This window comes from Flammeovirga sp. OC4, assembly GCF_000812565.1.
GTDB lineage: Bacteria > Bacteroidota > Bacteroidia > Cytophagales > Flammeovirgaceae > Flammeovirga.
Map to the genome: position 1 here is coordinate 15,042 of NZ_JTAM01000029.1, position 23,137 is coordinate 38,178.

14 protein-coding genes and 2 tRNA genes are annotated in these 23,137 nt (G+C 35.5%); 7 read left to right on the plus strand and 9 right to left on the minus strand.

The window, feature by feature from the left end; all coding sequences use genetic code 11:
• Window positions 1-19 precede the first annotated feature (19 nt).
• Window positions 20-3,385, minus strand: coding sequence for a transcription-repair coupling factor (gene mfd / locus PL77_RS16660; RefSeq protein WP_082026594.1), 3,366 nt, complete (start codon window positions 3,383-3,385; stop codon window positions 20-22).
• A 201-nt stretch (window positions 3,386-3,586) separates the two neighbouring features.
• Between mfd and PL77_RS16665 the strand changes: the two genes are divergently transcribed.
• Window positions 3,587-5,521, plus strand: a complete 1,935-nt coding sequence (locus tag PL77_RS16665; protein ID WP_044207684.1) for an LTA synthase family protein — start codon at window positions 3,587-3,589, stop codon at window positions 5,519-5,521.
• Window positions 5,522-5,640: 119 nt separating this feature from the next.
• Here the strand turns inward: PL77_RS16665 and PL77_RS16670 are convergent, their stop codons facing one another.
• From PL77_RS16670 to PL77_RS16695, 6 genes are all read right to left on the minus strand, one after another.
• Complete coding sequence (locus tag PL77_RS16670; protein WP_156152402.1) at window positions 5,641-6,306, minus strand: phosphatase PAP2 family protein; 666 nt, start codon at window positions 6,304-6,306, stop codon at window positions 5,641-5,643.
• Window positions 6,307-6,364: 58 nt separating this feature from the next.
• Entirely contained in the window at window positions 6,365-7,246 is an 882-nt protein-coding gene (locus PL77_RS16675) for a diacylglycerol kinase family protein (protein ID WP_052444494.1), read from the minus strand.
• Between the two features lie 114 nt (window positions 7,247-7,360).
• Window positions 7,361-8,047 (minus strand): phosphatase PAP2 family protein, encoded by a 687-nt coding sequence (locus PL77_RS16680; RefSeq protein WP_044207691.1) that lies wholly within the window; start codon window positions 8,045-8,047, stop codon window positions 7,361-7,363.
• On the minus strand, window positions 8,022-9,710 hold the full coding sequence (locus tag PL77_RS16685; RefSeq protein ID WP_156152403.1) for a glycosyltransferase family 39 protein: 1,689 nt from the start codon (window positions 9,708-9,710) through the stop codon (window positions 8,022-8,024). Before PL77_RS16685 ends, PL77_RS16680 begins: the two co-directional genes overlap by 26 nt.
• Before the next feature lie 169 nt (window positions 9,711-9,879).
• Window positions 9,880-9,954 (minus strand) — tRNA-Pro (locus tag PL77_RS16690).
• 7 nt (window positions 9,955-9,961) lie between these two features.
• Window positions 9,962-10,046: transfer RNA gene (locus tag PL77_RS16695), tRNA-Ser, on the minus strand.
• Window positions 10,047-10,292: 246 nt separating this feature from the next.
• On the opposite strand from PL77_RS16695, the gene PL77_RS16700 reads away from it, so the two are divergent.
• Window positions 10,293-11,267: a VWA domain-containing protein gene (locus PL77_RS16700; RefSeq protein WP_044207694.1), complete on the plus strand. Its 975-nt coding sequence runs from the start codon at window positions 10,293-10,295 to the stop codon at window positions 11,265-11,267.
• Window positions 11,268-11,331: 64 nt separating this feature from the next.
• On the opposite strand, the gene PL77_RS16705 is transcribed toward PL77_RS16700, so the two are convergent.
• Complete coding sequence (locus PL77_RS16705) at window positions 11,332-11,811, minus strand: hypothetical protein (RefSeq protein WP_044207697.1); 480 nt, start codon at window positions 11,809-11,811, stop codon at window positions 11,332-11,334.
• Between the two features lie 614 nt (window positions 11,812-12,425).
• Between PL77_RS16705 and PL77_RS16710 the strand changes: the two genes are divergently transcribed.
• The 5 genes from PL77_RS16710 to PL77_RS16730 all read left to right on the plus strand — a co-directional run bounded on the left by PL77_RS16710 (window position 12,426) and on the right by PL77_RS16730 (window position 20,465).
• Complete coding sequence (locus tag PL77_RS16710) at window positions 12,426-12,959, plus strand: RNA polymerase sigma factor (protein WP_044207699.1); 534 nt, start codon at window positions 12,426-12,428, stop codon at window positions 12,957-12,959.
• Window positions 12,960-13,350: 391 nt separating this feature from the next.
• Window positions 13,351-14,283: a FecR family protein gene (locus PL77_RS16715; RefSeq protein WP_044207702.1), complete on the plus strand. Its 933-nt coding sequence runs from the start codon at window positions 13,351-13,353 to the stop codon at window positions 14,281-14,283.
• A 103-nt stretch (window positions 14,284-14,386) separates the two neighbouring features.
• On the plus strand, window positions 14,387-17,701 hold the full coding sequence (locus tag PL77_RS16720; protein WP_082026595.1) for a TonB-dependent receptor: 3,315 nt from the start codon (window positions 14,387-14,389) through the stop codon (window positions 17,699-17,701).
• A 69-nt stretch (window positions 17,702-17,770) separates the two neighbouring features.
• Window positions 17,771-19,393, plus strand: a complete 1,623-nt coding sequence (locus tag PL77_RS16725; protein WP_044207705.1) for a RagB/SusD family nutrient uptake outer membrane protein — start codon at window positions 17,771-17,773, stop codon at window positions 19,391-19,393.
• Between the two features lie 133 nt (window positions 19,394-19,526).
• Window positions 19,527-20,465 carry a metallophosphoesterase gene (locus tag PL77_RS16730; protein ID WP_052444497.1) on the plus strand — a complete coding sequence of 313 codons (939 nt, stop codon included), beginning with the start codon at window positions 19,527-19,529 and terminating at the stop codon, window positions 20,463-20,465.
• A gap of 77 nt (window positions 20,466-20,542) precedes the next feature.
• Here PL77_RS16730 and ccsA read toward each other — a convergent pair whose 3' ends face one another.
• On the minus strand, window positions 20,543-23,131 hold the full coding sequence (ccsA, locus tag PL77_RS16735) for a cytochrome c biogenesis protein CcsA (protein ID WP_044207707.1): 2,589 nt from the start codon (window positions 23,129-23,131) through the stop codon (window positions 20,543-20,545).
• Window positions 23,132-23,137: the final 6 nt, after the last annotated feature.

Consider the following 23,137-nt stretch of genomic DNA (forward strand, 5'->3'; position numbering starts at 1 on the left):
ATTTTTAAAAATAAAGTCTTTATTTTCTTAGGTTATCGAGTACCTCAATAGCCTTGTTTAAGTCGTTAACTTCTTCAATATTAAGGATTAAGCGCTTTTTTGTCTCTTTTATTTGACAAATTTTAGGGTGTGTTTGAACATACATCAAAATTTTTCCAAACTCATCAGATTGATAGTAAGCAGCATGTGTGTGCTCTAATAAATAGGCTTTTAGAGACTCGTTTTTAAGAATTAGCTTCTCCATTCCAATTTTTTGAGCGACCCAGCGCATTCTTACGGTCTTTAATAAATCTTCAACAGGAGACGGAATTGGACCAAATCGATCTTTTAAACTTTGAACAAACTTTTCCATTTCTTTCTCATTTTTCAATTTATCGGCCCTCATATATAAATTGAGTCTTTCAGAAATATTAGAAACGTAGGTATCAGGAATTAATATTTCAAAGTCAGTTTCTATTACAGTTTTGACATTGATGGTTTGTTTCTCAAGCTCTTCTTTAAATAAATTAGCAAATTCTGTTTGTTTGATTTCTTGTACAGCTTCTTCTAATATTTGATTGAATGTGTCAAACCCTAAGTCATTAATAAAACCAGATTGTTCACCACCTAATAAGTCGCCAGCTCCCCTAATGTCCAAATCACGCATTGCTACTTTAAATCCATCACCCAAATCTGAAAACTCTTCTAGAGTAGAAAGGCGTTTTCTAGAGTCAGAGGTCAAAGCTATAGTTGGAGGCGTTAATAAGTAACAGTATGCTTTTTTGTTGGATCTTCCCACACGTCCTCTCATTTGGTGTAAATCAGATAGTCCAAACATATGAGCTTGATTGACAATAATAGTATTGGCATTTGGGATGTCTAGTCCAGATTCAATGATGTTGGTGGAAATTAAAACATCGTATTCTCCCTGGATAAAGCGGAGCATGATTTTTTCCAATTGCGGTCCATCCATTTGTCCATGTGCATAGGTCACCTTTGCATCTGGAACTAACGTCATGATTTTATTGGCGAAGTGCTCAATATCTGCCACTCTATTGTGAACAAAGAAAGCTTGTCCACCTCTTAATAGTTCGTGATGTATGGCATCACGAATCACCTCATCATTTAAGGTTGAAATTTGTGTCGTTACAGGTTGACGGTTGGGAGGTGGAGTTTCGATCACTGAAAGGTCTCTTGCTCCTAGTAACGAAAAGTGTAAAGTTCTTGGGATTGGTGTGGCCGTAAGTGTCAAGGCATCTACGTTCACTCTCATTTCTTTTAGCTTCTCTTTGGTCTTTACCCCAAACTTTTGCTCCTCGTCAATAATCATCAAGCCAAGATCTTTAAATTCTACATCTTTACTTGTGATTCTATGTGTACCTATTAATATGTCAATTTTCCCTTCCTTTACTTTTTTCAGAATCTCTTTAATCTGCTTAGGAGTTCTAAAACGATTGATGTAATCTACTGTACATGGTAAATCACCAATTCTATTTAAGAAAGTTTTATAATGTTGCATAGCCAGAATAGTGGTCGGTACTAATATCACTACCTGTTTACTATCACATACTGCTTTGAATGCAGCTCTTACGGCTACCTCTGTCTTACCAAAACCTACATCACCACACACTAATCGATCCATTGGATATGGTTTTTCCATATCTTCTTTTACTTCTTGGGTGGCTTTTGCCTGATCTGGGGTATCTTCAAATAGGAAAGAAGATTCTAATTCAGCCTGTAAGTATCCATCTTTATCAAATTGATAACCTTTCGATTCTCTTCTTTTAGCATAAAGTTGAATCAATTCACTAGCAATATCTTTGACTCTCTTTTTCGCTTTTTTCTTTTTATTTTCCCATTCAGGAGATCCTAGTTTGCTAATGGTCGGTTGTCTGCCTTCTTGTCCAGAGTATTTTGAAATTTTATGAAGAGCATGTAAACTCAAATAGAGTAGATCATTATCTCTATAAATCAAACGGATGCTTTCCTGCATTTTACCGTTGACTTCCACTTTTTCCATTCCTCCAAAGCGCCCCACACCATGATCCATGTGTGTCACAAAATCACCTGCTTTTAATTCACGAAGCTCTTTCAGCGTCATGGATTTTGTTTTGGAGTACTTCTGTTTTCCTTTGGGAGCATGGAAGCGCTCAAAAATTTGATGGTCTGTAAAGCAAGCAATGTTCATTTGCTTATCAATAAAGCCACCTCTTAAACCTAAGTTTAATTCCTGTACAAAAAGATCAGGTTTTATTTCTTCAAAAATTGTTTGAAGTCTTTCCAATTGTTTAGGAAGGTCAGAGATGATGATATTCCGAATACCTTCATGTTGTTGTTTTTCTAAAGTTTCTCCCAATAAGTGGAAATTCTTATTGAATGAAGGTTGAGGTTTACTTTCAAAAAGTATCGTTTCAGCATTTCGGACTCCCTTTTTATTCCCGAAAAGGACCCTGTGAGATTTATTGAGAAGTTGAACGAAACCTTTTTTGGTTTCAAAAATTTCTTCTGGTTTATTAATGATATGAGTACCACCACTAACCTTGAGAATATCTTCAAATTTCTCAGTTGCTTTTTCAAAATACTGATCAATGGTGTCAGTAAGTAATTCATAATCTTTGATCCAAACAGTAGCATTAGGTAAGAAATCAAGCATAGATTCTCTTACTTCTTGCATAAGTTTATTATGTACGTTTGGAACAATAGGAGCGTGTTCTTTATTTTCTTGTGATAATTGAGTGATTGGATCGAATGTACGTATACTTTCAATCTCATCTCCAAACAACTCTATTCTAAATGGGAGTTCATTAGCATAAGAATAGATATCTATAATTCCACCTCTAATCGCAAATTGCCCTGCTTCATATACAAACTCAGAAGGTTCAAAACCATATTCGATCAGTAGTTCCCTAATGAATCCTTGATCAATTTCCTCACCTATTCTAGCGACATAAGTATTCTCAACTAAAGATTTTTTATTGATTACTTTTTCAGTTAAAGCATCAGGATGCGTGACGAGTAATGCACCCTTATTCTTAATCTCATTTAATGAACTGAGTGTTTCTGCTCTCTGGAGAACATTCGCATTTTCTACATTTGTAAACTCAAAAGGCTTTTTGTAGGAAGAGGGAAAGTAGAGTACATCTGCATTCGGGAGAAGGTTTTGGAGGTCATTGAAAAAATACAAAGCCTCTTCCACGTTGTGCATCACAAAGACATGACAGCCTTTTAATTTAGAATAAATAGAGGAAGCAATAATAGCATCTAAACTGCCACAAAGTCCTTTAAGGTAGGTGGTGCTACTTTCTTTTTTGAGGTTATTGATTAAAAGGGCGGTATTACTATCGGACTGATAAGCTTTGATTAAATCCTTTAATTCTATTTGGTGTAGGTCTTGTGAATCTCCCATGAAAATTACTTATAACAACAATGCATGTAAAACTTAATTTATATAAAAAAAGTATCTGAATTTCAATTACAGTCCATTTTTCATTCTACTAAGTTTATCAGTAATGGCAAAAATAGGGGAGTTGTTTTATAAAGTGCATGATTTTCTGAATTCTTTTTGTTTAACTTTGGCCGATTATTAATAATGGATTAACGAAACATTATGCCTAGAGAAACAAAAACGACAAATATCTTTTTTGTCAACATCTATAGATTTTTACTGATACTAAGTTTATATTCTGCAGCACGCTTTATATTCTTCTTTTACAATAACTCCTATTTCCCTGATGCAGATCTTCAAACGTTATTTTTAGGAGGAATTAAGTTTGATTTGCCTGCGGCGATATATACCAATGCCATTTTTGTACTGATGAGTTTATTCCCATCTCAGGTGAGGTATAATCAAACGTATCAAAGTGTGATTAAGTATTCTGTATTTATTGTGAATGCGATCACATTGGCCATGAACTTAGCAGATACTGTTTTCTTTAGGTTTACCTCCAAAAGAACAACAGCTTCTATCTTTAGAGAGTTCTCTAATGAGGAAAATGGAGCAACTTTATTCTTCCGTTTCTTATTTGTGGATTATTGGTACATGACAGTGATTTGGGTTGTATTGATAGTAGTATTCATCTTCGCTTATAATGCAGTAGTAATACAAAAACCTAGAGTGAAACGACCTGTATTGAGATATTCTATTATTCATACGCTGATTTTTATAGTAAGTGCTGGCTTATTAGCAGGAGCTGCTAGGGGTGGTTTTGACGGGACAACTCGTCCTATCTCTTTAAATAATGCTGGAGAATTTGTGAAAAAGCCACTTGAAATGTCTGTAGTGCTCAATACTCCTTTTGCGATGTTGAGAACTATGAACAAAAAGACCGCTAAAAAACATAATTATTTCACGCAAGATGAATTGTCAAAAGTGTATTCTGCATATCATCATCCGAATCAAGATAAGCCACAAAAGAAAATGAATGTGGTGACGATTGTGATTGAAAGTTTTGGGCGAGAATACATTTCAGCTTTGAATCAAAATCCTGTAGATCCTGATTATGTAGGTTACACTCCATTTACAGATTCATTAATACAACATTCCAAAGCCTTTGTCAACGCGTTTGCCAATGGTAGAAAGTCTATCTCAGCCTTACCGTCTGTAATTTCCAGTATCCCTAATTTTTACTCTCCTTATGTGTTATCACATTATTCAACGAATAATATTAACAGTATAGCTTCTGTATTGAAAAAAGAAGGCTACTATTCTGCGTTTTTTCATGGAGCACCCAATGGATCTATGGGATTTGAGGCTTTCATGAATTTAGCCAGTTATGATGATTACTTTGGAATGACCGAGTATAACAATGATGATGATTTTGATGGTACTTGGGGAATTTGGGATGAGCCGTTCTTGCAGTATTATGCAGAAACAATGAATACTTTCGAAGAGCCATTTGTGACTTCATTATTTACATTGTCGTCACATCATCCATTTAAGATTCCAGAAGAATACGAAGAGACATTTAAAGGTGGTCCAATGCCACTAAATCGAGGAACGGAGTATACTGATTACGCCCTTAAACGTTTTTTTGAAACAGCTTCAAAAATGCCTTGGTTTGAAAATACTATTTTTGTCATCACTGCCGATCATACCAATCAGGTTTATTATCCAGAGTATAAAACGAGCCTTGGTCTGTTCAAAGTACCGATCATTTATTACACTCCAGGAGATCAGAATTTTGTTGGAATTGATTCTACGATCACCCAACAAATTGATATTTTTCCAACTTTGATGGATTACTTAGGTGTAAAGCAAGATTATATTTCATTCGGTTCTTCTGCGATCGACTCTACTCAAAAACATTTTTCTGTCAACTTTTTAGACCCTAATATTTTCCAAGTAACAGAAGGAGACTATACATTAGGATTTGATGGGGAAAAGGTAGCCTTCATGTACAACTTTAAAACAGACAGGTTGCAAGAACATGATTTAAAGGGAACAGGTCTTCCAGAGGAGAAGGAGCTAGAAGATCTTGCGAAAGGAATTATGCAAGAATATTCAAATAGAGCTATTGATAACAAAATGGCTGTCCAAGAGTAGATGAATATTGATTAGAGAGCATGAAAAAACGCTAGTATTTATATCTAAAGATGTAATTACTAGCGTTTTTTATTATTGTTATCCACTTCAAATGGAAAGTTTATCTTAAATGGAGTGATTTAACTGACTTTCTCCCATGGCTTTAATCTTAACCAATTCTTTCGTTTTGCAACAGTCCATGAGAACCAAACCGTCAGTAAACCAACAATAGCACCTGCAGAAACATCTACTAAGAAATGTTGTGCTAAATACATTCTTGAGATGGCGATAATTACACCATAACCAATGCCTAAAATGATTCCTTTCCAATTAGGAAGCATCAAAATAATCATTCCTCCTACTACAAAAGCAGTAGTAGTATGTCCGGAAGGGAAGGTATCAATAGTATGTAAATGATGATTCAAAATTTGATGAAAGGCGTCATGACCATGTAATCCCGTAGGACGTAAGGCAAATTCAGTTCCCTTTAATATCTGCTCTTTTACAACGTAAACAATAATGCCATGAATTGCAGAAGCCATAACTAATACACTCCAATATTCTCTTTTTAGCCAAAGCAATATAAATAACAACGGAATAAGCACAAGTCCATCACCAAGGTGAGTGGCATATGCGAAAAAAGCATTCCAGAAAGGAGTATTAATATCGTTAAACATATGAACGCACCAAGCGGTAGCCGTTTCGTTTGTTATAATGGAGATGATGTATGGGATAAACATCACCATGGCCGAATAAAGTAGTAGTTTTGATTCTTTATCTTGCATCTGATCTTCTTTTTTTCTCAAAGATATTTATCTTTTTGGTGTTCTAATTACTAAGCCAAAAATAAATGATTATTAATTCTTAATTATCACTTACACCAATCACTTTTATCTGATCATTTACTTTAAAAATCAAAGGATATTTCCATGTGTCAGGTTCCCCATCTCTATGACCATTGACAGCTTTCTCCGAGCTGCTTATTTCAATTTCTTTTCCACTAAATGTTTTAACGGAAGGAGCCTTGTGGATATTTTTAAGGAAAAGACGAATACCCCATATCGCTCCTTTGATGAGGTTAGGAGGAGAAAGAATTGTCATTTCTAATTGTTGGTCACTTACCTTAGCAGTAGGAGCAATAAAAGCTTCATTTCCGTATTGAGCAGCGTTGCCGATGGTCATGACAAAGGCTTTCTGCTTTATGATTTCTTGATGATCCAATCGTACTCCGTATTCTTTGGACTGATAACTTCCATATTCTTTGAAAATCGCTTTGATGTAGTTTTTTAGACCACGACCGTCCATTTGAGCAAAAACATGTGAGATGTGAGCATCAAAACCTATACCAGCAGTACAGAAAAAATATTTTCCATTGATAGTGGGAGCATCAAGTGCAATGACCTTTTTTTGAACAATACATTCGGTGGCTTTTTCTGTATTCATTGGGATTTTCAGATGACGTGCTAGCCCATTACCTGATCCATTAGGGATGATACCTAAAGTTGCAGTAGTTCCCACCAAACCTGTTGCTACTTCATTGACAGTACCATCACCGCCAACCGCAACAATAATATCATAAGTATTGCTAAGCTGTTTGGATAGCTTTGTGGCATGACCAGCATATTCCGTAAGTTCAATATTGACGTCAAACTTATATTCTTTAAGAATGGAAGCACACCTCTGGGCTGCTTTTTTTGCCTTTCCATTACCTGAAACAGGGTTGGCAATCAAAACCACTTTGTTCATTTGTTGCGTTATTAGGTTGATTTTAGTTTACAAAAGTGATAAAAAAACATCACAAAGTTAAATAACTCGGTGATGTTGATTAATTGTAGTTAGGCAAGGGGGAGCTTCAATTCATTACATATTCTGAATTGAATGCTGTCCAAAAAGTGAAGGGTAATCTTTTTTCCATGGTTTTACTTTAAGCAAGTAATAGCGTTCGCATACATAAAGGCTGGCATATACCGTAAGAGTGCCTAAGATGCTTCCTACAGCTACATCTAAGAAGAAATGTTGTACCAGATACATTCTTGAAATACCAACGATAATTCCATACATCATTCCAGCTGTAATTCCTTTCCAGTTCGGGAATAGTAGAATAATCATAGCCCCTATAACAAACCCTGTTGTAGTGTGTCCAGAGGGAAAGCTATTCGAATAGTGAAACTGAACGTCTAGAACTTGATGAAAGCTTTCTGCCCCAAATTGACCGGCAGGCCTTAAGCTTAATGCTTCACCGGTAAAGACAACTCTCTTTAATACGGCCACCAAAATGCCATGAAGAGCAGCAGACATCACCAGAACAGGCCAATATTCTTTCTTTACAAGCCAGACTAGGCCCAAAAGTGGAATTAAGAATAAACCATCTCCTAAATTCGTGATGTATTTAAAGAAATAGTCTAAAGTAATCGTGTGGTTGTCATTTAATAAATGTACCATCCAAGCGGTATCTCTTTCTCTAGTAATCAAAGCGAATACTATTGGAATAACAAGTAGCAATGAAATTACTCCAAGGATGTTATAGATTCTTTTTTTCGCATTCATTTGTTTTCGAAAGTTGAGGTATTTTCAGATCAATTATTAATAATGTATCTAGAGATGACGCTCTTGTTTCTGCATTCAAAAACGCCAAGTTCATTGTTGTGATGTGAAAGGATCCGTATTGATTGATAATTTGATAGGGGATATTATTCTTTTCGAGTTTCTTCAAAAAAGAATAATCTGTATAAATCAATGGCCTACTTTCAGGAGGAGTGTTTTGGAGGGATTCAAGGTCAATACTACTTTGATGCTTTGCGTTGAGGTAAAATTGGAATAACCAACTCTCAACATCTTGATGTACCTCTCGTTCTTCAAACTCTTCGTTTAAATACCTTGCTGCTGCAGTGCCTCCTTGGTAAGTGAGTACATCTTTATAAAATACTTCATGAATAAAAGTACCCATGATTAAACTGCATATTATACCCATTACAATATGTTTTTGGACAGTACCTTTTTTAAGGTTGTAGTAGACAATGCAGCCCAAAAGGATGCCACTCAAGGTAGCACCTAGGTATTGTACTTCGTTAAAGTAAAAGAACATGATGCCGATACAGATCATGAAAAACAGTCCACAGTAAAGCTGTATGCTAATTTTAGAAACTTGTTCTATCCACTTTTTCTGGTCAGACCATCGAACCAGAGTTTGGGAGGTATGAATTGCTAAAAGTGGAAATACGATATTGGTGTAGTGAGGAAGTTGAAATTTTGAAATCGAAAAAATAATGAAGATAACACCAAAGCCGCAGACTGTAATGTATTCATCGGCTACGATTCCTTTTTTGACTCTTTGGTAGAGTTCTATAAATAACCCTGCATAAGCAATCAAAGCCCAAGGGGCAAAAGCCCATAGTACCGTATGAAGGAAGAAAAATGGATCACCTTCGCCTTTAATTGGTCCTGAGTTGAAAAAGCGTCCAAATTGACTGTCCCAGAAGAAAAACTTAATTCCTGAGACATTGGTAGTGCCAAATACGATTTTTTCAGGATGTGCATCAAACTGATAATACAGTGCAAAAATTTCAGGAAGAGTAAAAACTAAAGTAAGTACAACAACAATTATCCATTTTATGCTGAAGATATTCTTCCATTTGTTTCTTAAAACTAAATCACCCCATACAGCAGAGTAGAGTATGATCAGAATGAAGACCCCTTTAGTCATTACTGCAAATGCCGAAAAAAGTGCAGCTGCCAATAAATGAGAAACCTTATTTTTATTTGAAAATTGATAAAGGTGGTAGATTCCACCCATTATTAGTCCTAATAAAATAGCTTCAGCTCTCACATCATTATTTGATAACATGATGTGTAATGCCGTTCCTGTGATCAAAACACTATATTGGGCGATGGTTCTATTGTAAAGCACCTTGGCAAGCTTATAGGTGTACCATAGCCCGATACAGAAGAATACAAAGGATGGAAGTTTATAAGCGAAACTATTAACGCCTAGAATCTTCATGGATATGGCACATACCCAAAAAGGAAAGTGAGGTTTGTCTAGCCAGTCTTTATCCCAGACAATTAAGTTAACGAAGTCGTTGGTGTTAACAATATGTTTCGATATACATGCATACAATGCAGAGTCTACATCAAATATATCATTGAAAAGGCCTAGGAAATTCACACATAAGACCCCGAATAATAGTATATAAAAGTGTTTTTGCTTCAATTTTAATCGTCTTATAGTAGGTTGCTGATCTTTTGTAAAAGTAGAAGGCAACTTTTAACGATGCGTGAAGCAGAGGTAAAGTAATCAAAAAATAGAATCGAGGAATGTGAACGTAATAGAAATGAAAGGGCATAAAAAAAGCGATCTTCTTATTAGAAGATCGCTCTTGTCGGGATGGCAGGATTCGAACCTGCGACCCCCTGGTCCCAAACCAGGTACACTAACCGGACTGTGCTACATCCCGAACTTAGCGGAGAGTATGGGATTCGAACCCATGCATCGGTTTCCCGATGACGGTTTAGCAAACCGCTCCATTAACCACTCTGGCAACTCTCCATAAACGTATTTGGTTGTCATTTCTGACGTCCTTTTCGTTTAATGCGATGCAAATATAAGCGGTGAAATTCCATTATTCCAAATAGAATTCCATAAAAAAGTGTTAATTAAATTTAGGATTTATTCATTGATCTGATATTCAATGAGTAAAAAGTACAATTTTCTTCTACCTATTCTATTGCATCAATAAATCTTTTAAATTAGCAGGTGATATTAATGAACAAGTTTATTCTATTTACATAAAGTATGACGTTAGCAAGGGAACTCGGTGGGTTAGAATTTGCACTGATTGCAATATTCTTCCTGTTTTATTGCCTCTACCTTTATAGAATCTTAAGAGCACGTAAATCTTTTAGAGCAAAAGGTGGTGCTACTCTTTATAAGCTTATATTAAGAACCATTTATTTTGGTCTTTTTATAATAGCCTTATTGGGGCCATCTTTTGGTGAGATGAAAAAAGAAGTAAAAGCGGTAAGTAAAGATATTTACATCTGTGTAGACCTGTCAAAATCAATGGACGCTACGGATATTAAGCCTTCCCGCTTAGCGAAATTAAAGTTTGAGTTAAAACAAATTGTAAAATCATTCAATTCAGATCGCATTGGACTGATTGTATTTACAAGTGATGCCTTTTTACAGTGTCCTTTGACATACGATGGAAATGCCTTGAATATGTTTATTGAGACGATGTCAACTTCTTTAATTTCTAATTCGGGTACGGACTTTGGTCCTCCGTTGGAAATGGCAATTACGAAACTAGAAGACGCAGAGGAAGGAGTGCCTACAGCCAAAAAGGCATCTAAAGTAATTATTTTAGTGAGTGATGGAGAAGATTTTGGTGAGGATACTGATGAAATGGTCAAAGAAATAAAGAACCAGGAGGTGAAGTTATTTACAATGGGTATTGGTACAGAATCTGGATCAAAAATTCCTGCCGGATATCGTTTTAAAAGAGATAAAATGGGGAATGATATTATTACAAAATTGAATCCTTCTTCATTGAAAAGTTTGGCGAGTGTTACTGGTGGAGAGTACTTTGAAATCAGTGATAAGCAAAATGATATCAATCGACTCATTAGTTCTATCAATAAAATTGAGGGTGAATTGAAAGGTTCAAAAATGGCAGATGTATCAGCCAATAAATATTATTATTTCTTAGCAATCGCATTACTATTATTAGGCCTGGATGTTATTTTAGCAGTCAGAGTTATTAAAATATAGTCTGAATCTTTTGACGAAAAAGATCCCTTTGGTTTCAATTTAATTCAAAACCAAAGGGATTTTTTTATGCGATACCAACTGTGGAAAGTACACTGACTTGATTCATATAAATATAAGAATAAAGACCAATTAAAATGAGTGTAGGGTGAGGTTTTATTATTGTGATTTTGCCTGATGATAAAGATGCTTTATACGAAGCATATACCATCTCATTTTCATCAACCAAATCCCATTTAGTAGTAAATATGTCTTTTGTTTTCCATTTATAAGATTTTCCTTCCAATGTAATCTTGGCTTTTCCCAGCAATTTAGTGTAAGTCATTTCGCCAATTACTTCTCCGGTTACACGATCAATAATCATTGAATCACTGTTCCAGATACTTTTGTTTTCAATACAATATTCTTTGCTGTATAATGTCATTTTAGAATTTTTAGACATCATACTCATGTCAAGGGAACCAATGAGGTTATTATCTTCATACACTTTTATTTTATTACTAAAAGTTCCGCTTTTCCATGTTAGTTGTTGTTTTTTAGTATTCATATTATTGAGAGATAAATAGTTAAGAATTATTAACGTTAGAATGATAAATAAGGTTTTATGATGTAAGGCCTTAGTTGATGATCAATAATTTATAAGTTTTTCATTTACTGTTTGTTAAGGTGTTGATAGCTCTTGTAATAAAGTACCAAAGGTTTAAACGCTTTTTGTTGAGACTGAAACGAAGAGTATTATTTTATTTAGATAAATCGACTAAAAGAAGGTTGAGTTACCATTGTTTATAATGGACAGTTGTAATTCTCTTTCGATAAGTATACTGAAAACTAAATTTTCTCAAACTTCCAATCCATTTTTCTACAATATTTATAGAATTGACTTTCAAGTTTTCTTCTGCATCATTTTTTTTGTAACACTTTTCCCTTACAGGCCGAGAAAATACTAGCCACTGAATTGGGTGGAAAATCCACTGGCGTGAATGTCAATTAGATCATCATAAACTTTCCTGAGTTCTAAATACTATAAATATTAGACATCTTAGTTTGCAGTGTGATAGGTAAATACCTTAATAAATTCATAATATAGATAGCCATACATCCATGATAATTACTTACTACATTTGTGTAGATTGAAAACTGAGGCTATAAAAGCTAGATTAGATGAACGAACTACAACTCTTTCGTGATATTTCCGAAGGTGATATTAACGCTTTAAACATTTTATTTGAAACCTATTACCAACGACTTTGTGATTTTGCTTTCACTTTTTTAAATGACTATCCACAAGCTGAAGAACTGGTTTCTGATGTATTTGTGAAGATTTGGGAAAGTAAAACACTATTGCAAGGAGTCAGCTACCCACGTTCATTTCTTTTTACAATGGTTAAAAATCAATGTATTAGCCTTACCCGAAAAACTAAGTTTACAGTCAGTTCTATTGAAGAGGAAGAAATAACCCAAACCACTTTTTCACCAGAAGAAACCCTCTTAACAGAAGATATGCAAACTGCCTGGGAGCAGTTCAAAACCAATATTCCACCCTTACAATTACAAGCTTTTGAGTTAAGCCGTTTTCATCAATTAAAATATCAAGAGATTGCAGAAGTGTTGGAAATCAGTGTCAAAACAGTAGAAAAATATATTGGAAAAACACTGAAGTTGATTCATGAAGAGTTTTTAGAGAAGCATCTTTAATTCAATGTAAACTAAATTATTGTTTACTTTTAAGATTCCTTCTTCTTCCTTTTAGTCATGGTACATGATATTTAGTCCCTATTTTACTTACTAGAAGTCAGAGACTTCTAAAGATCTATAAAGCACAAGAGACGCTATCGCTTAACTCTTGCGCTAGGGGAGTGAAACGATATCACTGGCGCGAATGTTAAGCGTCAGCGTCATTCGTGTCCTTCAGATCAATAGAAATCTCCCGATTTCTAAAAACCATGAGTTTTTAAAACTTAGTATGGCTATTTACTTTATATGTTTCAAAAAGATGAATAAAGATTTTCTTAGTTAACGATTCCTTTACATTAAAACCGTAGGGTAAATCAAAAGAACTGCGTCATAGCATTGAAAACAAAAAAATATGCAAGACGAAAAGTACATAGAAATAGCCAAAAGATTGGCAGGAGAAAAGCAGGTCAGCGAAGAAGAAAAATCGGATAAAGATTTTTTGGAGTTGAAAGAAACTTGGGATTCTATTCCATCTTCCAAGAAAACGGCTAATCTTGAGAAAGGCCGTCAATTGATGATGGATAAAATTCAAGGTGCTACTACAGCTGATACTTCTGAAATCACAAAAGTGAGAAGTTTCCAATCTTGGATGAGGTATGCGAGCAGTATTGCTATTTTTCTTCTTGTAGGTATTTCGTTTTACTTATTTAATAATTCTTCTTCTTCAGGAACAAAAGTATTTGTAACAGCCTTGAAAGGGAGTAAGAGGGTGGTTTTAAAAGATGGAAGTACAGTCTTGCTTAATAAAGGTGCTAAACTCTGGTATGATGAAGACTTCAATAGAAATGTACGATTAGAAGGGGAAGGCTTTTTTGATATTTCACATAATGAAAAACATCCATTTGAAGTGCTACTTCCGACAATGGAAAGCAATGTGAAAGTATTAGGTACTTCATTTAATATCAATACGGATAAGAATCAGGTTAGCCTCTTTTCGGGAAGTGTTGAATTTTCTACAGAAAAGCAAAAAACAGTTTTAGAGCCAGGTCAAAAAGTAGTGGTTTCAAATCAAGATTTAGCTGTTGGAATATTTGAACCTAACAAAGAAGCGACTTGGAGAAAATTTGATTTAGTTCTTAAAGAAAAGCCTCTGACAGAGGTTTTACACCAGCTTGAACGTTGGTACGGACATAAGATTATGGTCAAAGATCCAACACTTTTACATTACACTGTTTCAGTAAAGTTTGAAGAAAATACTTTAGAGGAAGCCCTTGATAACTTGGCGTTTATGCTCAAGCTTAAAGTAGACAAAGAGGGAGATTATTACTACTTAATCAAAGAATAAAAGACCCACTGGGTATTACTTTTAGTATATAAAAAAAGGCAACATGTGATGTAGGAGTCCAAATGTTGCCCAAGATTTTTATTGTCTTTTCAAAAATAAAATTATGAACAAAAGGAGACTTTTACAAGTCTGCTGCCTGGTATTACTATGGCAAGGAATGACTTTTTCGGTAAACGCTTTTACGAAGCAACCTGTTGTACATCTTACAACGATTACTCAAGAGACATTGAAGGTCAATGTGACCAATCAGTCGGTTACTCAAATTTTTTCATCTATTGAACAACAAAGTGATCTGTCTTTTTCTTTTGTTAAGGAAGATATGGACAAAGTAGGCAAAGTGACCTTTGAGAAGGTAGGTACTATTACTGATATCCTCAATAGTATTTCGAGTACTTTTAATCTTGAATTTAGAGAAAGAAATAAAGTCATTTATGTGACTTACTCTGAGAAGCAACAAACTACTTCTGGTGTTGGAATCCAGCAAGAAGTGAAGACAATCCGTGGAAAAGTTGAAGATCAAAAAGGAGAACCTCTTCCAGGTGTTACCGTAAGAGTTGAAGGTCAAAATAAAGGATCAATTACAGATTTTGAGGGTAATTTTATTCTTCAAAATATAAATTCAAATGCGTCACTGACTTTTAGTTTTACAGGGTTCGAAAGTCAGACTATTGCAGTACAAAACAGAAGTAATTTTGATATTGTATTGAGTGAAGATGTGAAGCAATTGGAGGAAATTGTTGTAGTAGGGTATGGTTCACAGAAAAGAAGTGAAATTTCTGGGGCGGTTTCTTCTATTTCAGCAGAAGATCTGAATCAAGGGATTATCATGTCGCCTGCAGAGTCATTGCAAGGTAGAGTGGCAGGTGTGACAGTGACTTCTGCTAGTGGTGAGCCTGGTGCTGCTTTAAATATCAATATCCGTGGTGCTAGTTCTATCCGTTCAGGAAATGCTCCTCTTTATGTAATTGATGGAGTACCATTAGATAACACACCTGTAGCAGCGGCTGCACCGGAAAGTGCAGGTAGAGAGTGGGGAGCAGAAGCGAAAAACCCAATGAACTTTTTAAATCCCAATGACATTGAGAAAATGGAGATTTTGAAAGATGCTTCCGCTACTGCTATCTATGGTTCTAGAGGTTCGAATGGTGTAATTTTGATTACAACTAAGAAAGGCGAACCTGGAAAAAGTAAGATCAATTATTCCAACTATTTTGGTGTATCTAATGTAGCTAGAAAAATCGATATGATGGATGGTGACCAATATAGAGCAGTAGCTAATAAACATAATATTGGAGATATTTATTCTGAAACAATCAATACCGATTGGCAAGATCAAATCTATCGTCAAGCATTTACACAAAACCACAACCTATCTTTTTCTAACGGAAATGCAAAAGGTGGAAAATCGTTTGTATCACTATCTTACATGGATCAAGAAGGCTTGATTAAGGAAAGTGGCATGACGAAGTTTACAGCCCGTTTTAATAATACGCAAAGCTTTCTAAAAGATAGAGTGAAGGTAGATATCAATTTTACAGCTTCACATATTAATGACTTAGCAGCACCTACTTCTGATCGCTCATCAGCGGACGGGGAGATCATTACGAATGCTTTAAAGGCAAACCCTACTTACCCGGTTTATAATGATGATGGTTCTTTATTCTTCTTCCCTTCAGGAGCGAATCCATTAGCCTTTTTAGAATTATATAAAGATGAAACGAGAACCAATAGATTGCTGGGAAATGTGGGCGCTACAGTAAAGCTTGCAAAAGATTTAAACTGGAGAACGCAGATTGGAGCAGACTATGCGATGTCATCAAGAAGTGTCTTAAACAGGCCTAACAATATTGCTTTTATGAACCCCAATGGACGTATTTCAAAGCTAGACAATGAAAATGTCAATACGATTATAGAGAACTACTTGACTTATAATAAAACGGTTGGGCGATCTACTTGGAGTGTTTTAGCAGGTCATTCGTATCAAGAAATTTTATTAAGAGCACATGGTTATACCACTTCCAATTTTACAACTGAAGAAATAGAAGGCGATTGGAATCCGGGGATCGGTACGGATTGGACTTCTGTAGCACCATTTGGATCAGGAGAGATCAATAAGTTGCAATCATTTTATGGACGTGTAAATTATAGCTTTGCGAATAAATACAACGTTTCTGCTTCACTACGTTCAGATGGTTCTTCTAAGTTTGGTGAAAACAATAGATATGGTGTCTTCCCAGCTTTCTCAGCAAGTTGGAGAATCATTGAGGAAGAGTTTTTGAAAGGTCAGAATATCTTGGATGACTTGAAACTACGTGCTGGATGGGGTATGACGGGTAATCAAGAAATTCCTGGCAAGATTACTCAACAAGCTTATGCTTCAGATAATGGAGCCGGCTATTGGTACAATGGAGTGTTTATTCCAGGTATTGTAATGGGTAGAACTCAAAATCCTGATTTGAAATGGGAGATGAGTGAGCAAACAAACATTGGTGTAGACTTCGGATTATTTGAAGGAAGATTGACAGGTTCAGTGGATTATTTCCATAAAACCACACGCGACATGTTGGTCTACATGCCTGCTCCTGCACCTTCGCCTGTTCCTTATGTTTGGGAAAATATTGATGGAAGAGTGATCAACAAAGGTGTTGAATTGAACTTAAATACAGTTTTGATGACGAAGAAAGATTTCCAATGGGATTTAAATGTCAATGCCGCTTACATCAAAAATGACGTTCAAGACCTTCCTGTATCAAGAATTATGACAGGTATGTTACATGGTCCAGGTGTGGCAGGAAGTACTATTAATATCATCACAAATGGTGCTCCACTTGGTTCTTTCCTACTCTTTGATTTTAAAGGTTTTGACGAAGAAGGAAATTATATTATTGACGATAAAAATGGTGACGGTATTATTAACGATGAAGACCGTATCATTGCGGGATCAGCAATTCCTTCTTGGACTTTTGGATTGAGTACTACTTTGAAATACAAGAAATGGGATGCCTTTATCAACTTCAATGGAGTGGCAGGTAATAAGATTTATAACAACACTGCTAATGCCTTTTTCTCAGTGCCAGGTCTAGCTAATGGATCAAATGCTACCAATGAATTGGCCAATTCTGGAGAGTCAGCAACAAACATACCTGTACCTTCCACTTACTACCTTGAAGATGGAAGTTACTTAAGATTGGACAACCTAACGGTAGGTTATACTATTGGTGCATCAAAAGTGGATTGGATGTCAAGCTGTAGAATATTCTTGACAGGACAGAACTTATTTATCTTAAGTAAATACACAGGTTATGATCCAGATGTAAATGCCAATAAAGCAGTAAATGGAAACCTGTCATATGGTATTGACTATGCCGCTTATCCAAAGGCTAGAACTTTCCTGATGGGATTAAATATCAATTTCTAATTCAAATATCGAATCAAAAACGAATGAGGTTTTATTGTAATAATGACCTCATTCCTAAAAAATATAACCATGAAAAAGATCACTTTATTTATAGCATCATTTATGATCTTCTTGAGTGCTTGTAACCTCACAGAACCAATTTTGGATGAAGCACTCAACCCAGACTTACCTAATTCAGATGGTGGTCCAGAAGCTTTGATGTCGGCAACTTATAATATGATGCTGAATACTTTCACCGACCATGAAAATGTATGGCCTTTGCAACAAGTGAGTACTGACGAGACCATCTGCCCAACTCGTGGGACAGACTGGGATGGTAATGGTCAATGGAGAGAAATCTATGGTCATACTTGGACGGCTTTTCATGTGACGATTGGTAGTGCTTGGGAAAAGCTTAACACTGGTCTTGCACGTGCTATTATGACAGAAAGTGAGGTGATGAAGTCTGACAAACCTCAACACAAACAAATCCTTGCTGAAGCACAAGCAATGAAAGCTTTTTACATGATGACGATCTTGGATCTTTGGGGAAAAGTACCTTACCGTGAAGCGGAGGGGTTAGATTTTAGAGATAAGCCAATCATATTAGAAGCGGAAGAGGCATTTGATAAAATCGTTGAAACTTTTGAAACTGCAATGCCAAATTTACCTTCATCGTCTGACGTTGAATACTATCAAATTACTAAAGAAGCAGTCAATGGTTTATTGGCTAGGTTGTATTTGAATAAATCAGTGTACACTAAACGATATGAGACTGTAACTTTTGATGCGCAAGATTTAGATAAGGTTATTTCGTATACATCGGAACTCATCAACAACGGAGGTTTTGCATTAGAAAATGAAGATTATTTCTCCTTATTTTCAAGACATAATGATGACAAAAAAGAGATCATTTTTGGTGTGAAACAAGAATATCTAAATGAATTAGGTTCAAATAAATTGGCTTTATTTGTGACTGGCAGAAATGTTTGGGTATCCAATGCACACAGAGGCTGGAATGGTGGAGCAACTACTGAAGAGTTTTATAATACTTGGAATGGAAAAGAAAACGATCCTCGATTCCATAAAGAAAACTTTAAATATGAAACAGGTTCAATCCCTGAAGAACAATATCACTTGAACCGTGGTTTTATGGTTGGTCAGCAATACGGTGTTATCAGAAATGAAGATAATTCTGACTTCCTTAGAGATGAAAAAGGGTGGTTGATTATTGATAAGTTGACAAACTTCAGAAACAACGAGCCTATGATTTTCACTCCAGAAGTAAACTTAAGTAATGAAACACAAGCGGCAGGGGTCCGTGTCTATAAGTTTGAATTTGACAACGGAGCAAGTAATACTGCTGTTGGTTCAGTCAATATTCCAATTATGCGTCTAGCTGAAATCTACTTGATGAGAGCAGAAGCAAAACTAAGAAAAGGTGATCAAGGTGGTGCAGTAGCTGATATCAACACCGTCTTATCTGCAAGAGGAGCATCAACATTGACTTCAATCGACCTAGAAGGAATGTTTAACGAAAGAGGGTTTGAATTGTATTGGGAAGGTTTTAGAAGAACAGACCGACTTCGTTTTGGCAAGTTCGAAGAAACTTATAAAGATAAATTGGTTTCAGATGTAAACAGAAGAGTTTATCCTATTCCTCAAAATGCTTTGGATGCAAATAAAGATTTGATTCAAAATCCTGGTTATTAATTATCGGAAATGAAGGAATGGAACGTACACCATTGTTTTAAAGATGGTGCACAAAACAGTTCTTTACTCACAGTACTAGAATAGATTTATTGATTACTAGGGAGGCTTTCGGGTCTCCCTCTTTTTTATTAAAATGGAAAAAAAATATAACGTAACTCGTCGTTCATTTTTACAGAAATCAGCATTGGTTTCATCATTATTCCCATTTGTTGGTTGTCAATCTTTAGAAAAAAAGGAAGAACAAAAACCATTAGTATCATTTGGATTGATCACGGACAGTCATTACGCAGAGCGCAAAAATAATCCATCAGATAACGTCAATCATTATGATCAGAGTCTTTTCAAAATGGGAGAGGCAATACAAGTTTTCAATCAGAAAGACTTGGATTTCGTAATTCATCTTGGAGATTTTAAAGATCAGGACGAGAAGCCAAACAAAGAAAATACCATCAAATATCTTAAAGCTATCGAAAAAGAGTTTTCCAATTTTAACGGAGATCAATACCATGCAATCGGCAATCATGATATTGATGGCATCAGTAAAAGCGAATTCTTATCATTAATAGAAAATACCAATATTGACAAAAATAAAAGCTACTATTCATTTGATAAAAACAACATACATTTTGTGGTATTAGATGCCAATTACTTTGAAGATGGGACGAATCATGATAAAGGAAATTTTCATTGGGAAGATGTTCACATCCCAAAACACGAGCAAGATTGGTTAAAAGAGGACCTTGCTCAAACGAAGTATCCAACTATTGTATTTATCCACCATACTTTACACCCTATGGGCGAAGAAGATGGTAAGTACTATCCAGGTGAACATCAAGAAGTGAGAAAAATATTGAATAATTCGAATAAAGTGATGATGGTTTTTCAAGGACATTATCATAGAGAGTACTATAAAAATATCGATGGAATTCATTATATGACTATGATAGCACAAGTAGATTATAATGGACCGGAGAATAATAGTTACTCAATAATAGATGTCATGGAAAATGGAGAAATCCAGGTAAGGGGTTTTAGAAGGGCAATCTCTAAGCATTTCACCTCTGATAAATAAAAAAAGAGGTAAATTATGTTTACTAATACAACATTAATTTACCTCCCTGATTTTGACATTATTGAAATCTTACAGCTTTAGTACTGATATTCTTTCTTTTTTTCTTTAGGTTGAGTAGCTACTTTACCCATTTTAAATCTCCTTACCGTTGAGATAATTGTACCAATGGTAAGAAGTATAGTACCGATCCAAAGTAAGTTGATAAACGGCTTTTCAACAGCCTTCATGATCACCCAATCTTTTTGAGTTGTTTCAGCAGAGAAGACAAATTTATTCTCCTTAGGCTTGATTTCCTTTAATGCCACTCTCAGACCCAGCTCTCTGTTGGTGTCAGAAATGATTCCAGCGTCCCAATCTTCAGTTACACCACCCATTCCCATTCTTTTCACTTTTGTAAGAATGTAAGACGGTTTAAGGTCGATACTTCTGCCGTTTCCAACTAAAACTCTAAGATTGGCTTGCAGTGCTACATCTTCTTCCTTAATAACATATCCAGGAGCCTTCTCAAGCGGTTTTACACCATCAAAAATCACTACGTAATCATTTAAAAAGATAGTGTCTCCTAAAGACATATTTAAAGCTTCTTCTTCACTCCATTCAATCTCTTCTTCATCTACAGCGAGGTTTGTAATGTGAGTGTACATGTCTTTGTTCCAGAAAGAAGCAATATCTGGAGAAGGAATAGGACCCATTTGCTCATTATCTTGTACTCTTGGGTACAATGAAAACGATTTGCCCTGTTCGTCAGTATATTCTATCTCGTAATAGATATTTTCGTTGTAAATCTGAATTTCATCACCTGCTTTTGCTATGGTTTCGCCGTTTTGAATAAGGTCTTCCATTACAATTGCATGGTATGGATCATTGATTTTTTGTCTTACTTTTTCTTTATCAAAATATCCAGGAAGATCTCTTGAAGTGAAACGAGGGCCTTTGTACGTCAATAAATAGCGATCCATTTTCTTAGGCTGCCCTCTGAAAAGTAATACATTTTCCTTATTCATTTCTTCTGGGAACTCACTATTGTAAATTCTTCCAGAAAGATTTAAAGAAACTACTTTTTCAAATCCACTAGAACTTAAAATACCCAATAACATCAATGCAGCTCCAATGTGTGAAACAGCACCACCTGAAATCGACATTTTTAATTTAGTATATTGGACTAATACTTGAATATTGGCTACTAATGAGAAGATGGCAGCAGTAAGTAAAATGATATAAGTAGGTTGGTGAACGTTACCTATTACAATAATTGCAGCAGCACCTATTAGCGTAATTACATACGGGATCGATAAAGTATTCCATATATTTTTCTTGTCAATTCTTACCCAGAAGAAATATTGGGTAGTACCAGACACAATGGCTACGGCTACAGCAAACCAAAGTTGGAATTTGGTATAGAATGCAACCGCATCAGCAGGAGGAGCGAGGTTGGATTGAATTCCGAAATTAGAAACCAATGCATTCCAAGCAGGAATTGAAGTGGGTACTAAAACTTGGAAACTCATTAATGTCAATGTCGTAGCACCAATAAAGAACCAAAACTCACTACTGTAAACACTTGGTTCATCTTCATCTTTCGGCATTTGGTTCCAACGTACAATGAATAATACAATGGCTATTGTAGTAAAAAATACCAAGTACAATAATAATTGTCCTGATAAACCTAAGTCTGTAAAGGAGTGTACCGAGGCTTCACCTAATACACCACTTCTTGTTAAGAATGTCGAATAAAGTACAAGAATGAAGGCTGATACCACCAAGATCATACTTGTCTTTAAAGCTGTTTTACTTTTATGTTGAATGACCATAAGGTGCAATCCTGCTAAGAGGATTAACCAAGGTACATAGACTGCATTTTCAACAGGGTCCCAGTTCCAATATCCACCAAAGTTAAGCGTTTCATAGGCCCAATAAGCACCCATCATAATTCCTAGACCTAAAACTGAAACGGCTAAAACAACCCATCCCATTGCAGGTTTAACCCACTCAGAGTATTGCTTTTGAATCAATGCTGCAATCACATAGGCAAAAGGAACAATCGTTAAAGCAAAACCCATAAAAAGTGTAGGAGGGTGGATCACCATCCATATATTTTGAAGTAAAGGATTTAAACCTGTACCATCTTCAGGAACAAAGTTAGGATTGCTAGCAAATACAGGAGCTTCAATAGCATCTCTTAATAAGATGAAAGGAGAGGAACCAATTTTACTACCAAGAACATCGATACCTAATACCATCGACATCAAAAAGGCTTGTACAGCAGCAATAATAAACATTACATTACTTTCCCATTGATCGCCTTTTTTGATCACAAAAATACTAACAAGCACATGCCAAAAAGACCAAACAAGGAAACTACCTTCTTGACCTTCCCAGAAACTTGATACGATATAATACGCTGGTAAATTATTGGAAGAGTGACTCCATACATAGTGGTATTCATAGTAATGATTGAAAATCATGTAAAATAAAATACACACAATACTGAAGACCGAAAAACCGTGAAGGAAGAACGTTCCTCTAGCTAATTTCAGCCATTGATTTTTTTCAACTGAATTATTTTCAGTAGCAGAAAGCCTATATGCAATAGCCGAGAGAATTGCCCCGACAAAAGCTACGATGATCGATGTATGTCCTAAATCACCTATAAAAGAGTGGATCATTGTGAA

Coding starts and splice junctions, on each gene's coding strand:
- mfd (WP_082026594.1), bottom strand. CDS start 3,385: ATGGGAGATTCACAAGACCTACACCAAATAGAATTAAAGGATTTAATC.
- PL77_RS16665 (WP_044207684.1), top strand. CDS start 3,587: ATGCCTAGAGAAACAAAAACGACAAATATCTTTTTTGTCAACATCTAT.
- PL77_RS16675 (WP_052444494.1), bottom strand. CDS start 7,246: ATGAACAAAGTGGTTTTGATTGCCAACCCTGTTTCAGGTAATGGAAAG.
- PL77_RS16680 (WP_044207691.1), bottom strand. CDS start 8,047: ATGAATGCGAAAAAAAGAATCTATAACATCCTTGGAGTAATTTCATTG.
- PL77_RS16700 (WP_044207694.1), top strand. CDS start 10,293: ATGACGTTAGCAAGGGAACTCGGTGGGTTAGAATTTGCACTGATTGCA.
- PL77_RS16705 (WP_044207697.1), bottom strand. CDS start 11,811: ATGAATACTAAAAAACAACAACTAACATGGAAAAGCGGAACTTTTAGT.
- PL77_RS16710 (WP_044207699.1), top strand. CDS start 12,426: ATGAACGAACTACAACTCTTTCGTGATATTTCCGAAGGTGATATTAAC.
- PL77_RS16715 (WP_044207702.1), top strand. CDS start 13,351: ATGCAAGACGAAAAGTACATAGAAATAGCCAAAAGATTGGCAGGAGAA.
- PL77_RS16720 (WP_082026595.1), top strand. CDS start 14,387: ATGAACAAAAGGAGACTTTTACAAGTCTGCTGCCTGGTATTACTATGG.
- PL77_RS16725 (WP_044207705.1), top strand. CDS start 17,771: ATGAAAAAGATCACTTTATTTATAGCATCATTTATGATCTTCTTGAGT.
- PL77_RS16730 (WP_052444497.1), top strand. CDS start 19,527: ATGGAAAAAAAATATAACGTAACTCGTCGTTCATTTTTACAGAAATCA.
- ccsA (WP_044207707.1), bottom strand. CDS start 23,131: ATGATCCACTCTTTTATAGGTGATTTAGGACATACATCGATCATCGTA.